At 67.7% G+C, this 16,920-nt stretch carries 13 protein-coding genes; 7 read left to right on the top strand and 6 right to left on the bottom strand.

The genetic code is table 11. The features are described 5' to 3' along the window. The first annotated feature begins 62 nt into the window (after positions 1-62). Entirely contained in the window at positions 63-1,202 is a 1,140-nt protein-coding gene (locus ACU4E7_RS19610) for a helix-turn-helix transcriptional regulator (RefSeq protein WP_447019883.1), read from the top strand. Positions 1,203-1,277: 75 nt separating this feature from the next. Here ACU4E7_RS19610 and ACU4E7_RS19605 read toward each other — a convergent pair whose 3' ends face one another. Continuing rightward, positions 1,278-2,912 (bottom strand): arylsulfatase, encoded by a 1,635-nt coding sequence (locus ACU4E7_RS19605; RefSeq protein WP_447019882.1) that lies wholly within the window; start codon positions 2,910-2,912, stop codon positions 1,278-1,280. A gap of 66 nt (positions 2,913-2,978) precedes the next feature. Here ACU4E7_RS19605 and ACU4E7_RS19600 point away from each other — a divergent pair, with 66 nt between their 5' ends. Together ACU4E7_RS19600 and ACU4E7_RS19595 are read left to right on the top strand one after the other, a co-directional pair. Continuing rightward, positions 2,979-3,230 (top strand): hypothetical protein, encoded by a 252-nt coding sequence (locus ACU4E7_RS19600; protein WP_447019881.1) that lies wholly within the window; start codon positions 2,979-2,981, stop codon positions 3,228-3,230. Positions 3,231-3,256: 26 nt separating this feature from the next. Further along, positions 3,257-4,309, top strand: coding sequence for a helix-turn-helix domain-containing protein (locus ACU4E7_RS19595; protein WP_447019880.1), 1,053 nt, complete (start codon positions 3,257-3,259; stop codon positions 4,307-4,309). 28 nt (positions 4,310-4,337) lie between these two features. On the opposite strand, the gene ACU4E7_RS19590 is transcribed toward ACU4E7_RS19595, so the two are convergent. After that, a complete protein-coding gene (locus tag ACU4E7_RS19590; RefSeq protein WP_238123001.1) occupies positions 4,338-5,237 on the bottom strand; it encodes a LysR family transcriptional regulator in 900 nt (299 codons plus the stop codon). Between the two features lie 135 nt (positions 5,238-5,372). Here ACU4E7_RS19590 and ACU4E7_RS19585 point away from each other — a divergent pair, with 135 nt between their 5' ends. The 4 genes from ACU4E7_RS19585 to ACU4E7_RS19570 all read left to right on the top strand — a co-directional run bounded on the left by ACU4E7_RS19585 (position 5,373) and on the right by ACU4E7_RS19570 (position 10,545). Next, positions 5,373-6,146 carry an SDR family oxidoreductase gene (locus tag ACU4E7_RS19585; RefSeq protein ID WP_238123000.1) on the top strand — a complete coding sequence of 258 codons (774 nt, stop codon included), beginning with the start codon at positions 5,373-5,375 and terminating at the stop codon, positions 6,144-6,146. 299 nt (positions 6,147-6,445) lie between these two features. Continuing rightward, entirely contained in the window at positions 6,446-8,281 is a 1,836-nt protein-coding gene (locus ACU4E7_RS19580; RefSeq protein ID WP_447019879.1) for a monovalent cation:proton antiporter-2 (CPA2) family protein, read from the top strand. Beyond that, on the top strand, positions 8,278-8,817 hold the full coding sequence (locus tag ACU4E7_RS19575; protein ID WP_447019878.1) for a DUF924 family protein: 540 nt from the start codon (positions 8,278-8,280) through the stop codon (positions 8,815-8,817). Before ACU4E7_RS19580 ends, ACU4E7_RS19575 begins: the two co-directional genes overlap by 4 nt. 105 nt (positions 8,818-8,922) lie before the next feature. Continuing rightward, entirely contained in the window at positions 8,923-10,545 is a 1,623-nt protein-coding gene (locus ACU4E7_RS19570) for an ABC-F family ATP-binding cassette domain-containing protein (RefSeq protein WP_238122997.1), read from the top strand. Here the strand turns inward: ACU4E7_RS19570 and guaD are convergent. The 4 genes from guaD to ACU4E7_RS19550 all read right to left on the bottom strand — a co-directional run bounded on the left by guaD (position 10,542) and on the right by ACU4E7_RS19550 (position 16,887). Next, positions 10,542-11,879, bottom strand: coding sequence for a guanine deaminase (gene guaD, locus ACU4E7_RS19565; protein ID WP_447019877.1), 1,338 nt, complete (start codon positions 11,877-11,879; stop codon positions 10,542-10,544). The two genes, ACU4E7_RS19570 and guaD, sit on opposite strands and share 4 nt — an antisense overlap. 71 nt (positions 11,880-11,950) lie before the next feature. Next, a complete protein-coding gene (locus tag ACU4E7_RS19560; RefSeq protein WP_447019876.1) occupies positions 11,951-13,249 on the bottom strand; it encodes an NCS2 family permease in 1,299 nt (432 codons plus the stop codon). Between the two features lie 78 nt (positions 13,250-13,327). Next, a complete protein-coding gene (locus ACU4E7_RS19555) occupies positions 13,328-16,057 on the bottom strand; it encodes a molybdopterin-dependent oxidoreductase (RefSeq protein WP_447019875.1) in 2,730 nt (909 codons plus the stop codon). Next, a complete protein-coding gene (locus ACU4E7_RS19550; protein ID WP_447019874.1) occupies positions 16,054-16,887 on the bottom strand; it encodes an FAD binding domain-containing protein in 834 nt (277 codons plus the stop codon). Before ACU4E7_RS19550 ends, ACU4E7_RS19555 begins: the two co-directional genes overlap by 4 nt. Positions 16,888-16,920: the final 33 nt, after the last annotated feature.

Below are 16,920 nucleotides of genomic sequence, written 5' to 3'. Positions count from 1 at the left end.
GTGTTCGGGTGTGTTGCGCCATAGGGGACGGTGACTTGGATAGTGGCGGACAGCTGCCGAGCGTGAATGACGCGGTCTATCGCATCTATGAAGCCACCCTGCGCCCGGCCCTATGGTCCCAGGCGCTTGCCGGTGTCGCGGGCGTGTTCGCGGCCACCGGGGCGCTGCTCTATGTCCGCGAAAGCCAGGGATGGCGGGTGATCGAGCATTCCCCGGAGCTCGCGGAAGCGGTGCAGCTTTATCGGTCGGAACGCTGGTGGGAGCACAATCCCTGGCTCAATGCGGCGGTGGAGCTGCCGTTCACGGTGGGCGACGTCTATTGCGACCACGATGTGATCGCCGACACGACGCTGGAGAGCGCCCCCTTCTATACGGATTTTCTGCCGCGAGTCGGCCTCGGCTGGCAGATGGTGGCGGTCATCCATTCCGAGCTGGGCGCCCCGGCGGGGCTGGTGGTCCAGCGGGCCAAGGCGGCCGGGCCGTTCGATCGCCCGGCCATGGATCGGCTCGGATCGCTGTCTCATCACGTGGAGCAATCCCTGCGCATCTCCTCGCGGCTCGCCACCTCGGAGACGGTGAGCCAATCCCTCGGCACCGCTCTGGACTCCATGGACCGGGCCGCTTTCATTCTGGATGACCAGCAGCGCCCGGTGCTGATGAATCGCCCGGCGCAAGACCTGGTGGGGCGCTATTTCACCAGCGACGGCGGGCCGCTGCAGCCGGCCTCCTCCGACGAGCACGCGGCGTTTGCCGCCACCGTGCGCGATGCCCATGTGGCCCATGGGGGGGCAGATGCGGGCGTGGGTGCAGGTTCGGGTGTGGGCGCACGCGCGCCGCGGCCGACCACCGTGTCGGACCGCAGCGGCACCAGCCGCCTGGCGGTGTGGGCAATGCCCGTGGTGGGGGCCTCCAGCGATCATCTCGGCCTTGCGCGGCCGAAGCCCCATGTGCTGGTGCTGGCGCAGCCCCTGGAGCAGGGGGCGGTGATCGATCCGTCGGTCATTCGCTCCATCTTCGGCCTCTCCCTAGGCGAGGCGCGGCTGACATCGCTGCTGTGCGCGGGGCTGAAGGTGAAGCAGGCGGCGGAGCGGCTCGGCATTACCGAGGGCACCGCGCGGGTGGTGCTGAAGCGCGTTTTCCAGAAGCTGGATGTGCATCGCCAGGCGGAGCTGGTGACCAAGGTGTCGGCGCTGCGGCGCTGACACCACAGGCCTGCCAAATGCAAGACAGCCGGCCCTGGTGGGCCGGCTGCCGCAGATGGTGAGCCTCGCGGGTGATCAGTTGCCCGTGGGCAGGCCGATGCTGAAGCCCTGGCCTTTCAGCTGCTCGCGCACGTTCTGGAACATCTCATAGCGCGAGATGGTGATGGGGCCGGTGTAGACCTCGCTCTGCAGCTTGCGCGGCGGATAGGCGATGTAGGTCTTCATCAGCTCGGCCACGGCCTTGTTGATGGACACCAGCGCCCAGGTCCGCTCGGTGAAGTTGTTCATGAAGATGTCGTAGCGCTCCTGCGGGTCCTGGCGCAGATCGAAGACCTGCGGCACGGTTGCCACATACTTCTCTTCACCCTTCCAGCCCTTGTTGGTGTCGACAGCAAGGCCGCCGGTAGGGGCGCCGTCGTCACCACGCAGGTTGAACACCGCCTTGAGGTGGCCGAGGCGCGCGGCGCCGGGGGTCAGCTCGTTCTCGGTGAAGTAGAACCAGGAGGTGCGGGTGGGCTCGCCCTTGCCGGTCCACACCGGGGTCATGTCGAAGCTGTCGAAGATGATCGGCTTGCCGTCGCGATCCTCCTTGGGCAGATCCTTGAGGCCGGCGGCGGTGGCGAAGGTCTTCATGAGATCGAGGCCGCCGACGATCGCCGCGCTCCGGGTGGCGGGCTTCACGTGGCCGGGCCAGCGCACGATGGCCGGGACACGGCTACCGCCCTCGCGATCCGTCCCCTTGGTGCCGCGGAAGGGCGTGTATCCCGAGTCGGGGTAAACATCCTGCCAGGCGCCATTGTCCACCGTGTAGAACACGATGGTGTTCTCGCTCAGCCCGAGGTCATCGAGCTTCTTGAGCACGCGGCCGATGCGGGTGTCGAGCTCCAGCACCGAGTCGGAATACTTGCTCTTGGACGGGGACTTATGAATGAACTCCGGGGCCGGCATGTTCGGCTGGTGGTTCTTCATGAAGTTGACGTTGATGAAGAAGGGCTTCTTGGTCTTGGCCGCATCGTCGAGGAACTCGAGCGCCGCCTTCTCCACATACTCATCCAGGAACGGAATGCCGACCACGCCCTTTTCCGGCGTGTTCACATATTCGCCGTTGACGGAGAAGTCCTGCTTGGGGGCCTCGCCCGCCTTGCCCGAAAGGGCCCCCTTGGTGACCCGCTGGAACATGGCCCGATCCTCGGGGCTCATGTCGGGGAACCAGTTGGGATCGCCGTAGGTGTAGGCGTTCAGGTGGTAGAGGAAGGTGTACTTCATCACGTCATAGCCCTGGGCGTTGGGCAGCGCGTAATCGGCTTCGCCCAGGTGCCACTTGCCGGTGAAGTAAGTGTTGTAGCCGGCCTGCTTCAGCACCGAGGCCAGGGTCCACTCCGCGTGCGGCAGGCCGCCGCCCTGGCCCTGGAAGGCCACGGTGGTCATGCCGGAGCGGTTCGGGATGCGGCCGGTCTGCATGGCCGCGCGGCCGGGGGTGCAGCTGGGCTGGCCATAGAAGGAGGTGAACAGCATGCCTTCGCTGGCGAGGGCATCAAGGTTCGGGGTCGGCATGCCGCGCTCTTCGCCGCCGAGATAGGCCCCGAGATCGCCGTAGCCCGTGTCGTCCGAAACGATCAGGAGAATGTTGGGTTGCTTGGGGTCAGTCTGGGCGAGGCCCGGGCTGCTGAATGCTGCCGCGACCAGGGTCGCGAGCACGAGGCGCTTCATCTTCGTCACTCCTTGTGGGGCTCGCCCGGCCCGGGGGTGGGCGCGGGCGCTGCTCATGACGCGCTGATGAAATCCGTCGCTGCCGTTGCGATCGCGGCGGAAAATCTGGCAGCACGTGTGTCCGAGTCTTGGCGCTGCAGAACATCGCGCTTGGGCGCGAAAAAAGCTCCGGAGTTAGGTCCTTGCGATCGACGTCGAGAGCTTGCCAATGTCGTGCAACTTCTGCAACTCGGTCTCCGGAGAAAAAGGCTAGCCATGATGATCGCTTGCGCGGGGCTGCAGAATGAGCAACATGATGCGCTTTCGCTTGTCATTTGACGTCAATCTCAAGGGCTAATAGGGCCATGCGCCTGTCTGTCATCCCCATCGTGCGCGCCGGCGGCTTCGGGGCTCTGCCGCAGCTGCTGGAAGAGCGGGCGGGGGAGAAAACCATGCTCGATGTGTTCGAGCGTGAAAGCCTGCCGATTGCCCTGCGGGATGCGCCGACAACGCCTATTCCGCTGCTTTCTATGATGAATCTGTTCACCCGCAGCGGTCGGCAGTTGGGCCAGCGCACGCTGGGTCTCGATGTGGGGGCGCAGATGACCCACCGGGCCTACGGGCTGTGGGTCGAGTATTGCACGCAGGCGCCGACCCTGGGCGAGGCGCTGCAGCGGGTGGTCACCCACTGCTGGGCCGATGTCAGCGGCGGGGTGATGGAGCTTGCGGCCGAGCGGGATCGGCGGGTGCTGCGCTTCGTGGTGCCGGACCTCGGGGTGCCGCACATCCAGCATTCCGATCACCTGGTGCCGCCGATGATCATGATGATGCGGCACTATCTGGGTAAGGACTGGCTGCCCGACTGGGTGGAGATCAACTATCCGCGGGATCCCGATGCGGCGCTCATGGAGGACTGGCTGCAGGTGCCGGTGCATTTCGGCGGGCGCGGATCGGGTATCGCGTTCGGCGCCGATGTGCTCTCCCTGAGCCGGGATCGGTGCGTGCCGCTGGGATGCCGGGTGCTCACCCTCCGCGACGTGGCCGCCGACATCGCCTTGAAGGATGCGCCGGAGCCGGCGCGGGCGCTGTCGGCGGCCATCGCCCTGCGGCTGCTCGATGGGCGCTGCGACATCGACGGCGCCGCCCAGTTGGTGGGGCTGAGTGTGCAGGGGCTGCAGCGCCGCCTGCGAAACAAGGGGTTCAATTACCGCGAGATCCTCGATTCGGTGCGCCACGAGCGGGCGGTGGCGCTGCTGACGGAAACCGATCTGCCGGTGCTGGAGATCGCCCTGGGTCTTGGTTACGAGGACCACAGCAACTTCACGCGGGCCTTCAGCCGCTGGACCGGCATGTCCCCCTCGGCCTTCCGGCGGATGCTGGTTGCCCGCTCGCTCGCCGGCCAACCCCTGGAGGCCTGAGGCCTGGCAGCCAACTCGTCCGGCCTGCTCACGCCAGGGCTTGCCTCATGCGTTGTTCCAGCCAGTCGATGAACACTTTCAGCCGCGCCGACAGGTGCTGGCGGTGCGGATAGAGCAGGGCCATGGGCATGGGCGCGGCGCGAAAGCGCGGGAGCACCTCAACCAGTTCGCCCTCTGCCAGGTGGTGGCGCACGTCGTAGGCTGGAATCTGAATGAGCCCCAATCCGGCCAGACAGCAGGCGATGGAGGCTTCGGCGCTGTTCACGCTCACCCGCGCGGGCAGCTGCAAGGTGTGAAAACCATCGGCATCTTCCCATTCCCAGTCGGCCACGCGGCCGGTGGAGGGGGACGTGTAATTGACGGCGAGGTGCTGGGGGAGGTCCGATGGCATTTGCGGGGTGCCATGAGAGGCGAGGTAGGCCGGGCTCGCCACATTGATCAGCGCCAGCTCGCCCAGGGGGCGGGCGATGAGCCCGGAATCGGTGAGCGGCCCCACCCGCAACGCGCAGTCGACACTGTCGGCGATGAGGTCGATGGCGCGGTCGCTCACGCCGAGGTCGATCTGGATGCCGGGATAGCGCGCGAGAAAGGCCGGCAAAGCGGGGGCGACGATGAGCCGGCCGATGCGGCCCGGCACATCCACCTTGAGCTTGCCCGTCGGCTGCCCCGGGTTGTGGCGGAACAGCCCTTCGGCCTCCTCGACATCGGCCACCAGGCGCTGGCAGCGTTCATAGAAAGCGGACCCGTCGTGGGTGGGAGAGACTTTTCGGGTGGTGCGGTTGAGCAGGCGTACGCCCACGCGGTTCTCCAGCTCCTGCACCGCCGCCGAGACGGACGAGCGCGGCAGGCCCAGGCTGTCGGCTGCCCGCGTGAAGCTCGCGCATTCCACCACGCGACCGAAAATGCGGAACAGCTCGATGCGATCCATGGTGCCCCTTATTGTTCGTATTTTCTAACAAGTGTGGTCATTGGCGCGGAGTTTATCTGAGAAATGTAGACGATAGCCTGCCATGGACAAAGCGATCCCGCGGGGTGGTCGCTGGGCACCAGAAGGGATCGGGCCATGGTTGATCATTCCATCACGGGCAAGACGGCTCTTGTGACGGGCGGGGCGAAGAACCTTGGCGGGCTGATCGCCCTCGATCTCGCCGCCCACGGCGCCAAGGCGGTGGCGATCCACTACAACAGCGCTGCCGCCAAGCCGCAGGCGGACGCCACCGTGGCTGCGCTGAAGGTTGCAGGGGCGCAGGCGGTGGCCTTTCAGGCCGATCTCACCACCGCCGGTGCCATGGAGAAGCTGTTCGCCGATGTGGTCGCCGCCGTGGGCCGGCCGGATATCGCCATCAACACCGTCGGCAAGGTGCTGAAGAAGCCGATCCTGGAGATCAGCGAAGCCGAATATGACGAGATGAGCGCGGTGAATGCCAAGGCCGCCTTCTTCTTCCTGAAGGAAGCGGGCCGCCATCTCAACGACAATGGGAAGATCGTGACCCTGGTCACCTCCCTCCTTGGTGCCTTCACGCCCTTCTATGCGAGCTATGCGGGCACCAAGGCGCCGGTGGAGCATTTCACCCGCGCGGCGTCGAAGGAGTTCGGGGCCCGCGGCATCTCGGTGACCGCCATCGGTCCCGGGCCCATGGACACGCCCTTCTTCTATCCGGCGGAGGGGGCGGATGCGGTTGCCTACCACAAGACCGCCGCGGCGCTTTCCGCTGTCTCCAAGACCGGCCTCACCGACATCGAGGACATCGTGCCCTGGATCCGCCTCCTGGTGTCCGACGGCTGGTGGATGACCGGCCAGACCATCCTGGTCAACGGCGGCTACACCACCAAGTGAGTGGAATGACCGGTGCCGATGACCGGCATTTGCACCGGCTGGAATCGGCCGGGCGCCGCCCTGTGCGGTGTCCGGGCGGGTGAGGCGGTGTTGCCGCGCCGCCTTCCCCGCACCCTCCCTCCGCGCCAATCCGTCGATGACACCCGGCGGGCCGGCGTGGGGGAGGGCCCGTAGCGTGGCCTTCAAGGGCGTGTGACCGCCACAGCCTGAGGGCTATGGAAACCGGCGTCGCTTGGCGATACTGGCGTGAGACCGCTGTCGTGTGCCTGCTGCCGCGGTGATTCTGGATGGGATGGGTCATGTCCGCCGAAGCTGCCAGCCAAGTTGCGAGCCAAGTTGCGGGCAACATTGCGAGCGACCTCGCGAACCATGCCGCGGAAGCGGCCAGCCATGGCGGTTTCGATCTTGTTCCCGCGGTGGTGCTGCTGGGGGCGGCGGTGGTGGCGGTGCCGCTGTTCAAGCGCCTCGGCCTCGGGTCGGTGCTGGGCTATCTCGCCGCCGGCCTCGTCATCGGCCCGTTCGGCCTCGGCCTGTTCTCCAATGCCCAGTCCATTCTGCACGTGGCCGAGCTGGGCGTGGTGATGTTCCTGTTCATCATCGGCCTCGAGATGCAGCCCTCGCGCCTGTGGGCCATGCGCGGTGAGATCTTCGGCCTCGGCCTCGCCCAGGTGCTGGCCTGCATCGCCTTGCTCACCTTGGTGGGGCTGGCGCTGGGCTATCCGGTGCCGCAGAGCTTCGTGGCCGGCACCGGCTTCGTGCTGACCTCCACCGCCATCGTCATGCAGATGCTGGAGGAGCGGCGCGCCATCGGCCTGCCCAAGGGCCGGCGCATCGTCGCCATTCTGCTCCTGGAAGATCTCGCCATCGTGCCGCTGCTGGCGCTGGTGGCGTTCCTGGCCCCGGGCGGGGAGAACACCACGCTGGCCGACCGGCTCACCTCGGTGGGCATTGGCCTCGCCTCCATCCTCGCCCTGGTGCTGGCCGGCCGCTATCTGCTCGATCCCCTATTCCGCCTGCTTGGCAAGGCCAAGGCGCGGGAGGTGATGACGGCGGCGGCGCTGTTCGTGGTGCTGGGCGCGGCGCTGGCCATGCAGCTCGGCGGCCTCTCCATGGCCATGGGGGCGTTCCTGGCCGGTGTGCTGCTCTCGGAATCCTCGTTCCGCCATCAGCTGGAGGCGGATATCGAGCCGTTCCGCGGCATCCTCCTGGGCCTGTTCTTCCTCGGCGTGGGCATGGCCCTCGATCTGGCGGTGATCGCGCAGAGCTGGCGCCTGATCGCGGTATCGGTCATCGCCTACATGGTGCTGAAGATGATCGGCATCTATGCCATCGCCCGGCTGTTTCTGGCCTCCAACCGGGAGGCCATCGAGCGGGCGGTGCTGATGGCTCAGGGCGGCGAATTCGCCTTTGTGCTCTACGCCTCCGCCAGCGCCGTGGGCATCATCGACGCGCGGGCCAATGCGCTGCTCACCGCCACCATCATCGTCTCCATGGCGCTGACCCCCATCCTGATCGTGCTGCACGATCGGCTGATGCCAAAGCCGGCCCCCTCCATGGAAGGGGTGGAGGCGGTGGAGGACCTTTCCGCCAGCGTGCTGCTGATCGGCTTCGGCCGGTTCGGGCAAATCGTCAGCCAGCCGCTTTTGGGCAATGCCTGCTCGGTCTCCATCATCGAGACCAATACCGACGCCATTCGCGATGCCCGAGACTTCGGCTTCAAGGTCTATTATGGCGACGGCGCCCGCCTCGATATCCTGCACGCCGCCGGGGCCGGCACCGCGCGGCTGATCATCATCGCGCTGAACGATCGGGAGGCGAGCCTGAAGGTGGCTGAGCTCGCCAAGGCGGAATTCCCCCTGGTGCCGGTGCTGGCCCGCGCCGCCGATCGCGAGCACGCCATTGCGCTGATCCACGCCGGGGTGGAGTTCCAGATCCGCGAGACGTTCGAGTCCGCCTTGATGCTCGGCGAGAAGGCGCTGGAGCTCATGGGGGTCAGCGAGGAGGAACGCATGCATGTGATGGAGGATGTGCGGCGGCGTGATGGGGAGCGGCTGGCCCTGGAGGAAACCGAGGGCCTTTATGCCGGTCGCGAGCTGATCCATGGCAATGCGCCGCGTCCGGGAACTCCGGCATGACCGCCATCGCCTCGCTGCTCGACTTCTGGCGCGCCGCCGGTGCCGCCGGCCATTGGTTCTCCCACGATCCGCATTTCGACCGGCAGTTCCGCGAGATGTTCCTGGATCGCCACATGGCGGTGGCAGCGCGCCTGCACGACGATTGGATGGAAACGGCGGAGGGGGCGCTGGCCCTCCTCATCCTCACCGACCAGTTTCCCCGCAACGCCTTTCGCGGCACGGGCCACATGTATGCCACCGATCCCCTGGCCCGCAGCTTCGCGCGGGCGGCGCTGGCGGCCGGCCATATGGCTCAGGTGGAGGAGGGCTTGCGGGTATTCTTCTGCCTGCCCTTCGCCCATGCGGAGGATCTGGCGGACCAGGAGCTGTCGGTGGCGCTCAATCTGCAGCTCGGCGAGCCCTGGCTCGCCCATGCCATCGACCACCGGGACATCGTGCTGCGCTTCGGCCGCTTCCCCCATCGCAATCCCCTGCTGGGGCGCGAGACCACGGCGGAGGAGGCGCGCTTCCTGGCCGAGGGGGGCTTTGCCGGCTAGAGCATTTTCGAGCGAAGTGGGTCCCGGCTCTGCAGACTGCGCACTTCCCCCGGGCGGTCAAATGGCCTAAGCGCGGCGCAGCATCATTCAGGATTTCCCGCGCTTATGATCCGGCTCGACTCCATCGGCAAGCAGAACGGCAAGCAGATCGTCTTCATCGAGGCCTCCGCCAGTCTCCTCAACGGCGAGAAGATCGGCCTCGTGGGCCCCAACGGCGCCGGCAAGAGCACCCTGTTCCGCCTCATCACCGGCGAGGAGACGCCAGACGAGGGCCAGGTCTCCATCGATCGCGGCACCACCATCGGCTATTTCAGCCAGGACGTGGGCGAGATGTCCGGCCGCTCGGTGCTGGCCGAGGTGATGGACGGCGCCGGCCCGGTCAGCGTCATCGCCGCCGAGCTGCGCGAGCTGGAACAGGCCATGGTCGATCCCGAGCGGGCCGACGAGATGGACGCCATCATCGAGCGCTATGGCGAGGTGCAGGCACGGTTCGAGGAACTGGACGGCTATTCCCTGGAGGGGCGCGCCAGCGAGGTTCTGGCCGGCCTCGGCTTCAGCCCGGAGATGATCGAAGGCGACGTGGGTCGGCTCTCCGGCGGCTGGAAGATGCGCGTGGCCCTCGCCCGCATCCTGCTCATGCGGCCCGACGTGATGCTGCTGGACGAGCCCTCCAACCATCTCGATCTCGAAAGCATCATCTGGCTGGAGGCCTTCCTCAAGAATTTCTCCGGTGCCCTGATGCTCACCTCCCACGATCGCGCGTTCATGAACCGCATCGTCGGCAAGGTGATCGAGATCGATGCCGGCACCCTCACCAGCTATGCGGGCAATTACGAATTCTATGCCCAGCAGCGGGCGCTGGCCGACAAGCAGCAGCAGGCCCAGTTCGAGCGCCAGCAGGCCATGCTGGCCAAGGAGATCGCCTTCATCGAGCGGTTCAAGGCGCGCGCCTCCCATGCGGCGCAGGTGCAGAGCCGGGTGAAGAAGCTCGACAAGATCGACCGGGTGGAGCCACCTCGCCGCCGGCAGGTGGTGGCGTTCGAGTTCCAGCCCGCGCCCCGCTCCGGCGAGGACGTGGTGAGCCTCAAGGCGGTGGACAAGAGCTATGGCGCCCGGCGCATCTATGAGGGGCTCGATTTCCACGTGCGCCGGCGTGAGCGCTGGGCGGTGATGGGCATCAACGGCGCCGGCAAGTCCACTTTGCTCAAGCTCGTTACCGGCACCACGCCACCCGACGCGGGCACCGTGAACCTCGGCGGCAGCGTGAAGATGGCCTATTTCGCCCAGCATGCCATGGAGGTGTTGGAGGGCGAGCGCACCGTGTTCGAGACTCTGGAGGACGCCTTTCCCCAGGCCGCCCAGGGCTCGCTGCGCAGCCTCGCCGGCTGCTTCGGCTTTTCCGGTGACGACCAGGACAAGCGCTGCCGGGTGCTCTCCGGCGGCGAGAAGGCGCGGCTGGTGATGGCCAAGATGCTCTATGACCCGCCGAACTTCCTGGTTCTGGACGAGCCCACCAACCATCTCGACATGGCCACCAAGGACATGCTGATCGCGGCACTGGCCAATTACGAGGGCACCATGCTGTTCGTGTCCCACGACCGGCACTTCCTCGCCGCCCTCTCCAACCGGGTGCTGGAACTGACGCCGGAGGGCATCCACCAATATCCCGGCGGCTACACTGAATATGTGGCCCGCACCGGCCAGGAGGCGCCTGGCCTCAGGAGCTAAGGGCGCTCCCGGACGTCCTCATCCCGGTCGTGCACCCGGCGCCCGGCCACATAGGTGGCGCGAATGGCGCGGTCGTCGCCCAGGGTCATCAGCGCGAACAGCAGTTCCTCGATGGAGCTGCAATAGCCGGTGCGGAAGGCCATGAGCGGCGTTGCTTTCGGATCGAGCACGCAGATGTCCGCCTCATAGGCGGGGGCGAGGCGGCCGAGCCGGTCGTCCAGGTGCAGCGCCCGCGCCCCGCCCAGGGTGGCGAGATAGAGGCCCTGCACCGCATTGAGCTTGTGGCCGCTCAGGGCGGCCACCTTGTAGGCCTCGTTGAGGCTCTGCAATTGGGACAGGCTGGTGCCGGCGCCTACGTCGGTGCCGAGCCCCACCCGCACCGGTCGGCGCGGGTCCACCGCATCGAACAGGGGAAACAGGCCGCTGCCCAGGAACAGGTTGGAGGTGGGGCAGTGGGCGATGGCGGCATCCGCCCCGTGGCAGGTGCAGAAATCGTGCTCGTTGAGGTGCACCCCATGGCCGAACACCGCGCGCGGCCGCACCAGCCCGGCATGGGCATAGACATCGAGATAGCTGGCGCGGTCCGGGAACAGCTCCCGTACCCAGGCCATTTCGTTTTTGTTTTCACACAGATGGGTCTGCAGGAACACACCTTCATGCTCGGCGAGCAGGGTGCCGGCGGCCTCCAGCTGGGCTTCGGTGCTGGTGGGGGCGAAGCGGGGCGTCACGCAATAGAGCTGGCGACCGCGCCCGTGCCAGCGCTGAATGAGCGCCTTGCTCTCCCGATAGCCGCGCTCGGCGGTGTCGCACAAAGCGGGCGGCGCATTGCGGTCCATCAGCACCTTGCCGGCGATCATGCGGGTGCCGAGCCGCTCGGACTGCGCAAAGAACGCCTCCACCGAGGCGGGATGGACCGTGCAATAGACCAGCGCGGTGGTGGTTCCGGCCCGCAGCAGCTCCTTGAGGAACAGGGCCGCGACCTTGTCCGCATGGGCGGTGTCGGCGAACTGCTGCTCGGTGGGGAAGGTGTAGCGGTTAAGCCATTCCAGCAGCTGCTCGCCATAGGCGCCGATCATCTGCAGCTGGGGATAATGCACATGGGTGTCGATGAAGCCCGGGCACAACAGCGCGTCCGGGTAGTGATCGGGCGTGACGCCGGCGGGCAGGCGCCCGGCCAGCTCCTGATAGGGGCCGATGGCGCGGATGACGCCGCCCTCCATGAGGATCAGCGCGTCGTCCAGATAGTCGAGGCAGCGCGCCGGATCCGCGGCGAAGGGGTTGTCCCGCAGGGACACCGCCGGCCCGCGCAGGGCCGACATTTGGGGGGCAGACATGACGCTCTCCGGGGCACTTTCGGGGCCGGCGCCGGCGCGAAAGCCGGCGCCGCAAGGTTCGCTGCGCGGGCTCAGTGGCTGGCGGTGTCGTGGATGAATTTGAACAGGAAGACGGCGGCGATGATCCACACCACCGGGTGCACCTGTTTGGCCCGGCCGGTCAGCAGCTTCAGCGCCGCATAGGTGATGAAGCCGAACGAGACGCCGTTGGCGATGGAATAGGTGAAGGGCATCAGCAGCGCCGTCACGCAGGCGGGGATCACCTCGGTGGTGTCCTCCCAGTCCAGCTCCACCAGGTCGCGCAGCATCAGGCAGGCCACGTAGAACAGGGCCGGGGCGGTGGCATAGGCCGGCACCGCGCCCGCCAGCGGCGAGATGAACAGGGCCGCGAGGAACAGCACCGCCACCGTCACCGCGGTGAGGCCGGTGCGACCGCCCTCCTGCACGCCGGCGGCGCTTTCGAGATAGGCGGTGGTGCTGGAGGTGCCGAGCAGGGAGCCGAGGAAGATGGCGCCGCTGTCGGCCATCAGGGCGCGGCTGAGCCGGCCCTGGCGCTCGGGCGTCAGAAGGCCGGCACGGCGGGCGACGCCCATGAGCGTGCCGGTGGCGTCGAACAGCTCCACCAAAAAGAACACCAGCACCACATTGAGGAAGCCGCCGGAGAGCGCGCCGGTGATGTCGAGCGCGAACAGGGTCGGCTCGATGGAGGGCGGCATGGAGACGATGCCCTTGAAGGTGTTGCCGGCGAACAGGAAGCTCATCACCGTCACCGCCAGGATGCCGATGAGAAGCGCGCCCTTCACCTTGCGCACGGACAGCACGGCGACGATGAGGAAGCCGATGACCGAGAGCACCACTTCCGGCTTGTGGAGGTCGCCGAGGGTGACGAGGGTGGCCTTGTCGCCCTTGATGATGCCGGCGCTCTTCAGGGAGATGATGGCCAGGAACAGGCCGATGCCCACGGTGATGGCGATGCGCAGCGAGTGGGGAATGCCGTTGACGATGATGTCGCGCAGCTTCAGCAGCGTCACCAGCAGGAACAGCGAGCCGGAGATGAACACCGCGCCCAGCGCCGCCTGCCATGTGTAGCCCATGCCGAGCACCACCACATAAGCGAAATAGGCGTTGAGCCCCATGCCCGGGGCGAGGGCGATGGGATAATTGGCGTAAAGGCCCATGATGAGGGTGCCCACCGCCGCCACGATGCAGGTGGCGACGAACACCGCCCCGTGGGGCATGCCCGCATCCCCCAGAATGATGGGGTTGATGAAGATGATATAGGCCATGGTCACGAAGGTGGTGACACCGGCCAGGATCTCCGTGCGTACGTTCGTGCCGTGTTCTTTCAGGGCAAATAAGCGCTCTAACATCGTCCGGTTCCTCGGCTGGAAGGATGGACCCCGCTGCGCACGCGCGGGGCTGCCGCGCGGCGGTCGGAGCTTGTTGGGTTATGGGCAGGTTGAAGGGTTGGGCGCGGGGCGCTGGGCCGCGGCATCCATGACCGCGCGATAGAGCCTGTCGGCCACGAAGGGCGTGGCGGTGAGCCTCACCCCGGTGGCATCGCGAATGGCATTGGCGAGGGCGGGAGCCACCGGATTATAGGGGCTCTCGCTCATGGATTTGGCGCCGAGCGGGCCGATGCGGTCGGTGGTTTCGGCGAAGAACACCTCGGTGCGCGGCACATCGGCGAAGGCCGGGATGTGGTAGCCGCGGAAGGTGGGATTGGCGATGCGCCCCTCGGCATCCACCACCGAGCGCTCGCACAAAGCGGCCCCCAGGGCCTGGGCGACGCCGCCTTCCACCTGGCCGCGGCACTGCATGGGGTTCACCACCACGCCGGCATCGGCGGCATGGATGGAGCGCAGGATGCGGATTTCCCCGGTGGAGGGATGCACCGCCACCCGGAAGCCCTGCACATTGAAGGCGATGGAGCGGGGCGAGCCATCGGCGCGCCCCTGCGCCGCAAGGCCGAGGGCCGCCAGCTCCGTGAGCGGCAGCCGGGTATCGTCGCAAAGCACGGCGTCACCCTCCAGCCGGCACTGGTCCGCGCTCAGGCCGCGCCGCGCGGCGGCGGCCGCGAGCATGGTCTCGGTCAGCGCCTCGGCGGCGCGCTGGGTGGCAAGGCCCGCCACCACGGTGCCGGTGGAGCCATAGGCGCCGGTGTCGTGGGCCACGTGGTCGGTGTCCGACTGGTGGATATGGATGCGATCGGGCGTGGTGTTCAGCACCGTGGCGGCGATCTGCAGATGCACCGTGGTGGTGCCGTTGCCGAATTCGGCCGTGCCCACCTTCAGTTCATAGGTGCCGTTGGCCAGAAGCCGCAGGGCGGCGTGGGACTGGTGGCCGCGCGGGGGAATGGTGTCGATCATGGCGGCGGCCATGCCTGAGCCCACCAGCCAGCCTTCCGGTGCCGGCTCCCCGGCATCAGCGCTGAGCTCCGCTTCCACATGGTCGAGGCAGCGGTCGAGGCCGTAGCTGCCATATTCCACGTCGTGGGGGTGTTCGTCATAGGCGACCATGGGGTCGCCGGGGCGGATGACATTGAGCCGGCGCAGGGCGAACGGGTCGATGCCCAGGGCCCGGCCCAGTTCGTCCATGGCCGATTCCACCGCGAAGATGGTCTGGCTCAGGCCATAGCCGCGGAAGGCGCCGCTCGGCGGGTTGTTGGTGTAGACCGCATAGCCGTCCACCTTCTTGTTGGCGCAGCGATAGAGGGCGAGGCACTCGTTGGCGCCGTGGAACAGCACGCCGCCGGCATGGTTGCCATAGGCGCCGGTGTCCGACACCACGTGCATCTCCATGGCGGTGAGCCGGCCGTCCCGCCGCGCCCCCAGCTTCACCCGCACGCGCATGGGGTGGCGGGTGGTGGAGGCGGAAAATTGCTCCGGCCGGGTGAATTCCAGCTTCACCGGGCGTCCCGTCTTCAGCACGGCGAGGGCAACGATGTCCTCGGTGATCATCTCCTGCTTGCCGCCGAAGCCGCCGCCCACCCGCTCGCAGAACACCCGCACCTGTTCGCGCGGCAGGTCGAGCAAAGTGGCGAGGGCGTCGCGGGTGAGGAACGGGGTCTGGGTGCTGGAGCGCAGGTTCAGCCGGCCGTCGGCACCGCGCCAGCCGATGGCGCCGTGGGTTTCGAGGTGCGCATGCTGCACCCGCTGGGTCTCATAGGTGCCTTCGTGCACCACGTCCGCATCAGCAAAACCCTGGCCCACATCCCCCACGTCCCCATGCACCTCGGCCACGATGTTGCGGGCGGCATTGGCGATGCGGGAGGCGTCGCCCTTGTCGTGCAGCTGCGGCGCGCCGGGCATCATGGCCGCCTCGGGATCGAACACCGCGGGCAGGGGTTCGTAGATCACCTCGATCCGGTCGCGGGCGTCCTCGGCGGCGGCTTCGGTTTCCGCCACCACGGCGGCGATGCGCTGGCCGGCGAACCGCACGACGGTGTCGAGCACCCGGGTATCATCCACATCGTCGGTGGGGTGATGGTGGCGGGCGGAGGAATAAAGGTGCGCCGGCGCATCGGCGGCGGTCAGCACCGCCACCACGCCGGGCACGGCGCGCGCCGCCGTGGTGTCCATGGAGACGATGCGGGCGGAGGCCAGAGGCGCGTGCAGCAGCTTCATGTGCAGCAGGCCGGAAAGCGCGCCTTCGGGCGCCACATCCATGGTGAAGCGGGCGCGGCCGGTGACGATATCCGCCGCCGCCGGGGCCGGGGCGTTATGGCCGCAGCCGCCGTTTGGCTCCACATGGCGGATGCCGGCGATGGCATCGGCAATGGCGCGATAGCCCGTGCAGCGGCACAGATTGCCCTTGAGGGCGGCGGGCAGGTCGCGCTTTTGGGCCTGGTCGAGGCTGGCGGCGGTCATCACCATGCCGGCGGTGCAGAAGCCGCATTGGAAGCCCTGGGCATCCATGAAGGCCTGCTGCATGGGATGGAGCCCGTCCGCCCCCGCGAGGCCCTCGATGGTGGTGACGGCGTGTCCCTCCGCCCGATAGGCCGGGAAAAGGCAGCTGTGCACCGGCCGGCCGTCCACATGCACGGTGCAGGCGCCGCAATCCCCCGCATCGCACCCCTTCTTCACGCCGAACCAGCCGAGATCGCGCAGGAAGGTGCGCAGGCACTGGCCGGGGCGGGGGCTTGCGGTGAAGGTTTCGCCATTGACAAGAAAGCTCATGGCCGCCCCTCCGCCAGTTCGGTGTGGATCTCGGCGGCGAACAGCTGCGTCATGTGCCGGCGCCAGTCGGGGCGGCCATGGGCATCATCGTAATAGAGCGCGTCCGGGAGCGCCGCGACGTACGCCGCCAGCTCCGCCGCCGGCGGCAGGGCGGGGAAGGTGAACTGCACCGGCCGCACCGTCGCGGCGGTGATGGTGAGGGTGAAGGCCTGCGCTGCCTCGGGCGCGGCGTCATGGGTGCCGATCAGCAGCACGCCGGACCGGCCGAGAGGGAATAGCGAGGCGCGGCGGAAGGCGGCACGCCGGCGCAGGGTGCGGGCGGGCAGGGTGATGGCGCGCAGCACCTCGCCGGGCCGGAGGGCGTTGTCGAGGGGGCCGCGCACGAACTCCACCACCGGCAGCTGCCGTTCGCCGCCGTCCGCGGTCCAGATGTGGCAGGTGCCTTCCAGGGCGGTGGTGAGGGAGGTCATGGGCCCGGCGGGCAGCGACATGCAGATGTTGCCGCCCACTGTCGCCATGTTCCAGATCTTGAACGAGGCGAGGAAGGCCCGGCAGCACTGGCCGATGAGCGGTGCCGCCCGCCATGCCGCCGGCGCCTCGAAGCCGTCGAGGGTGGCCACCGTGCAGGTGGCGGCGAGGGTGAGGCCGGTGTCGTCGGCGTTCAGCGGCGCCCAATCGAAGCCGGAAAGATCCACCAGCCGGCTGAGCTGGCGCTGGGGCTCGGAAAACAGCCACGTGCCGCCGGCGACGAAGGCGTCGCCGGCCTCGGGGGGCGGCAGCTCCGCGCGGCTGCGCGGCCGCGCCAGAGCGGTGACCGTGTTGAGATCCATCTTGCCCCCCCCCGAAACCCACCCGCCGGCCCC

It is taken from the genome of Xanthobacter sp. ZOL 2024 (genome assembly GCF_052932325.1).
This window is presented reverse-complemented; position numbering and strand designations above follow the sequence as displayed.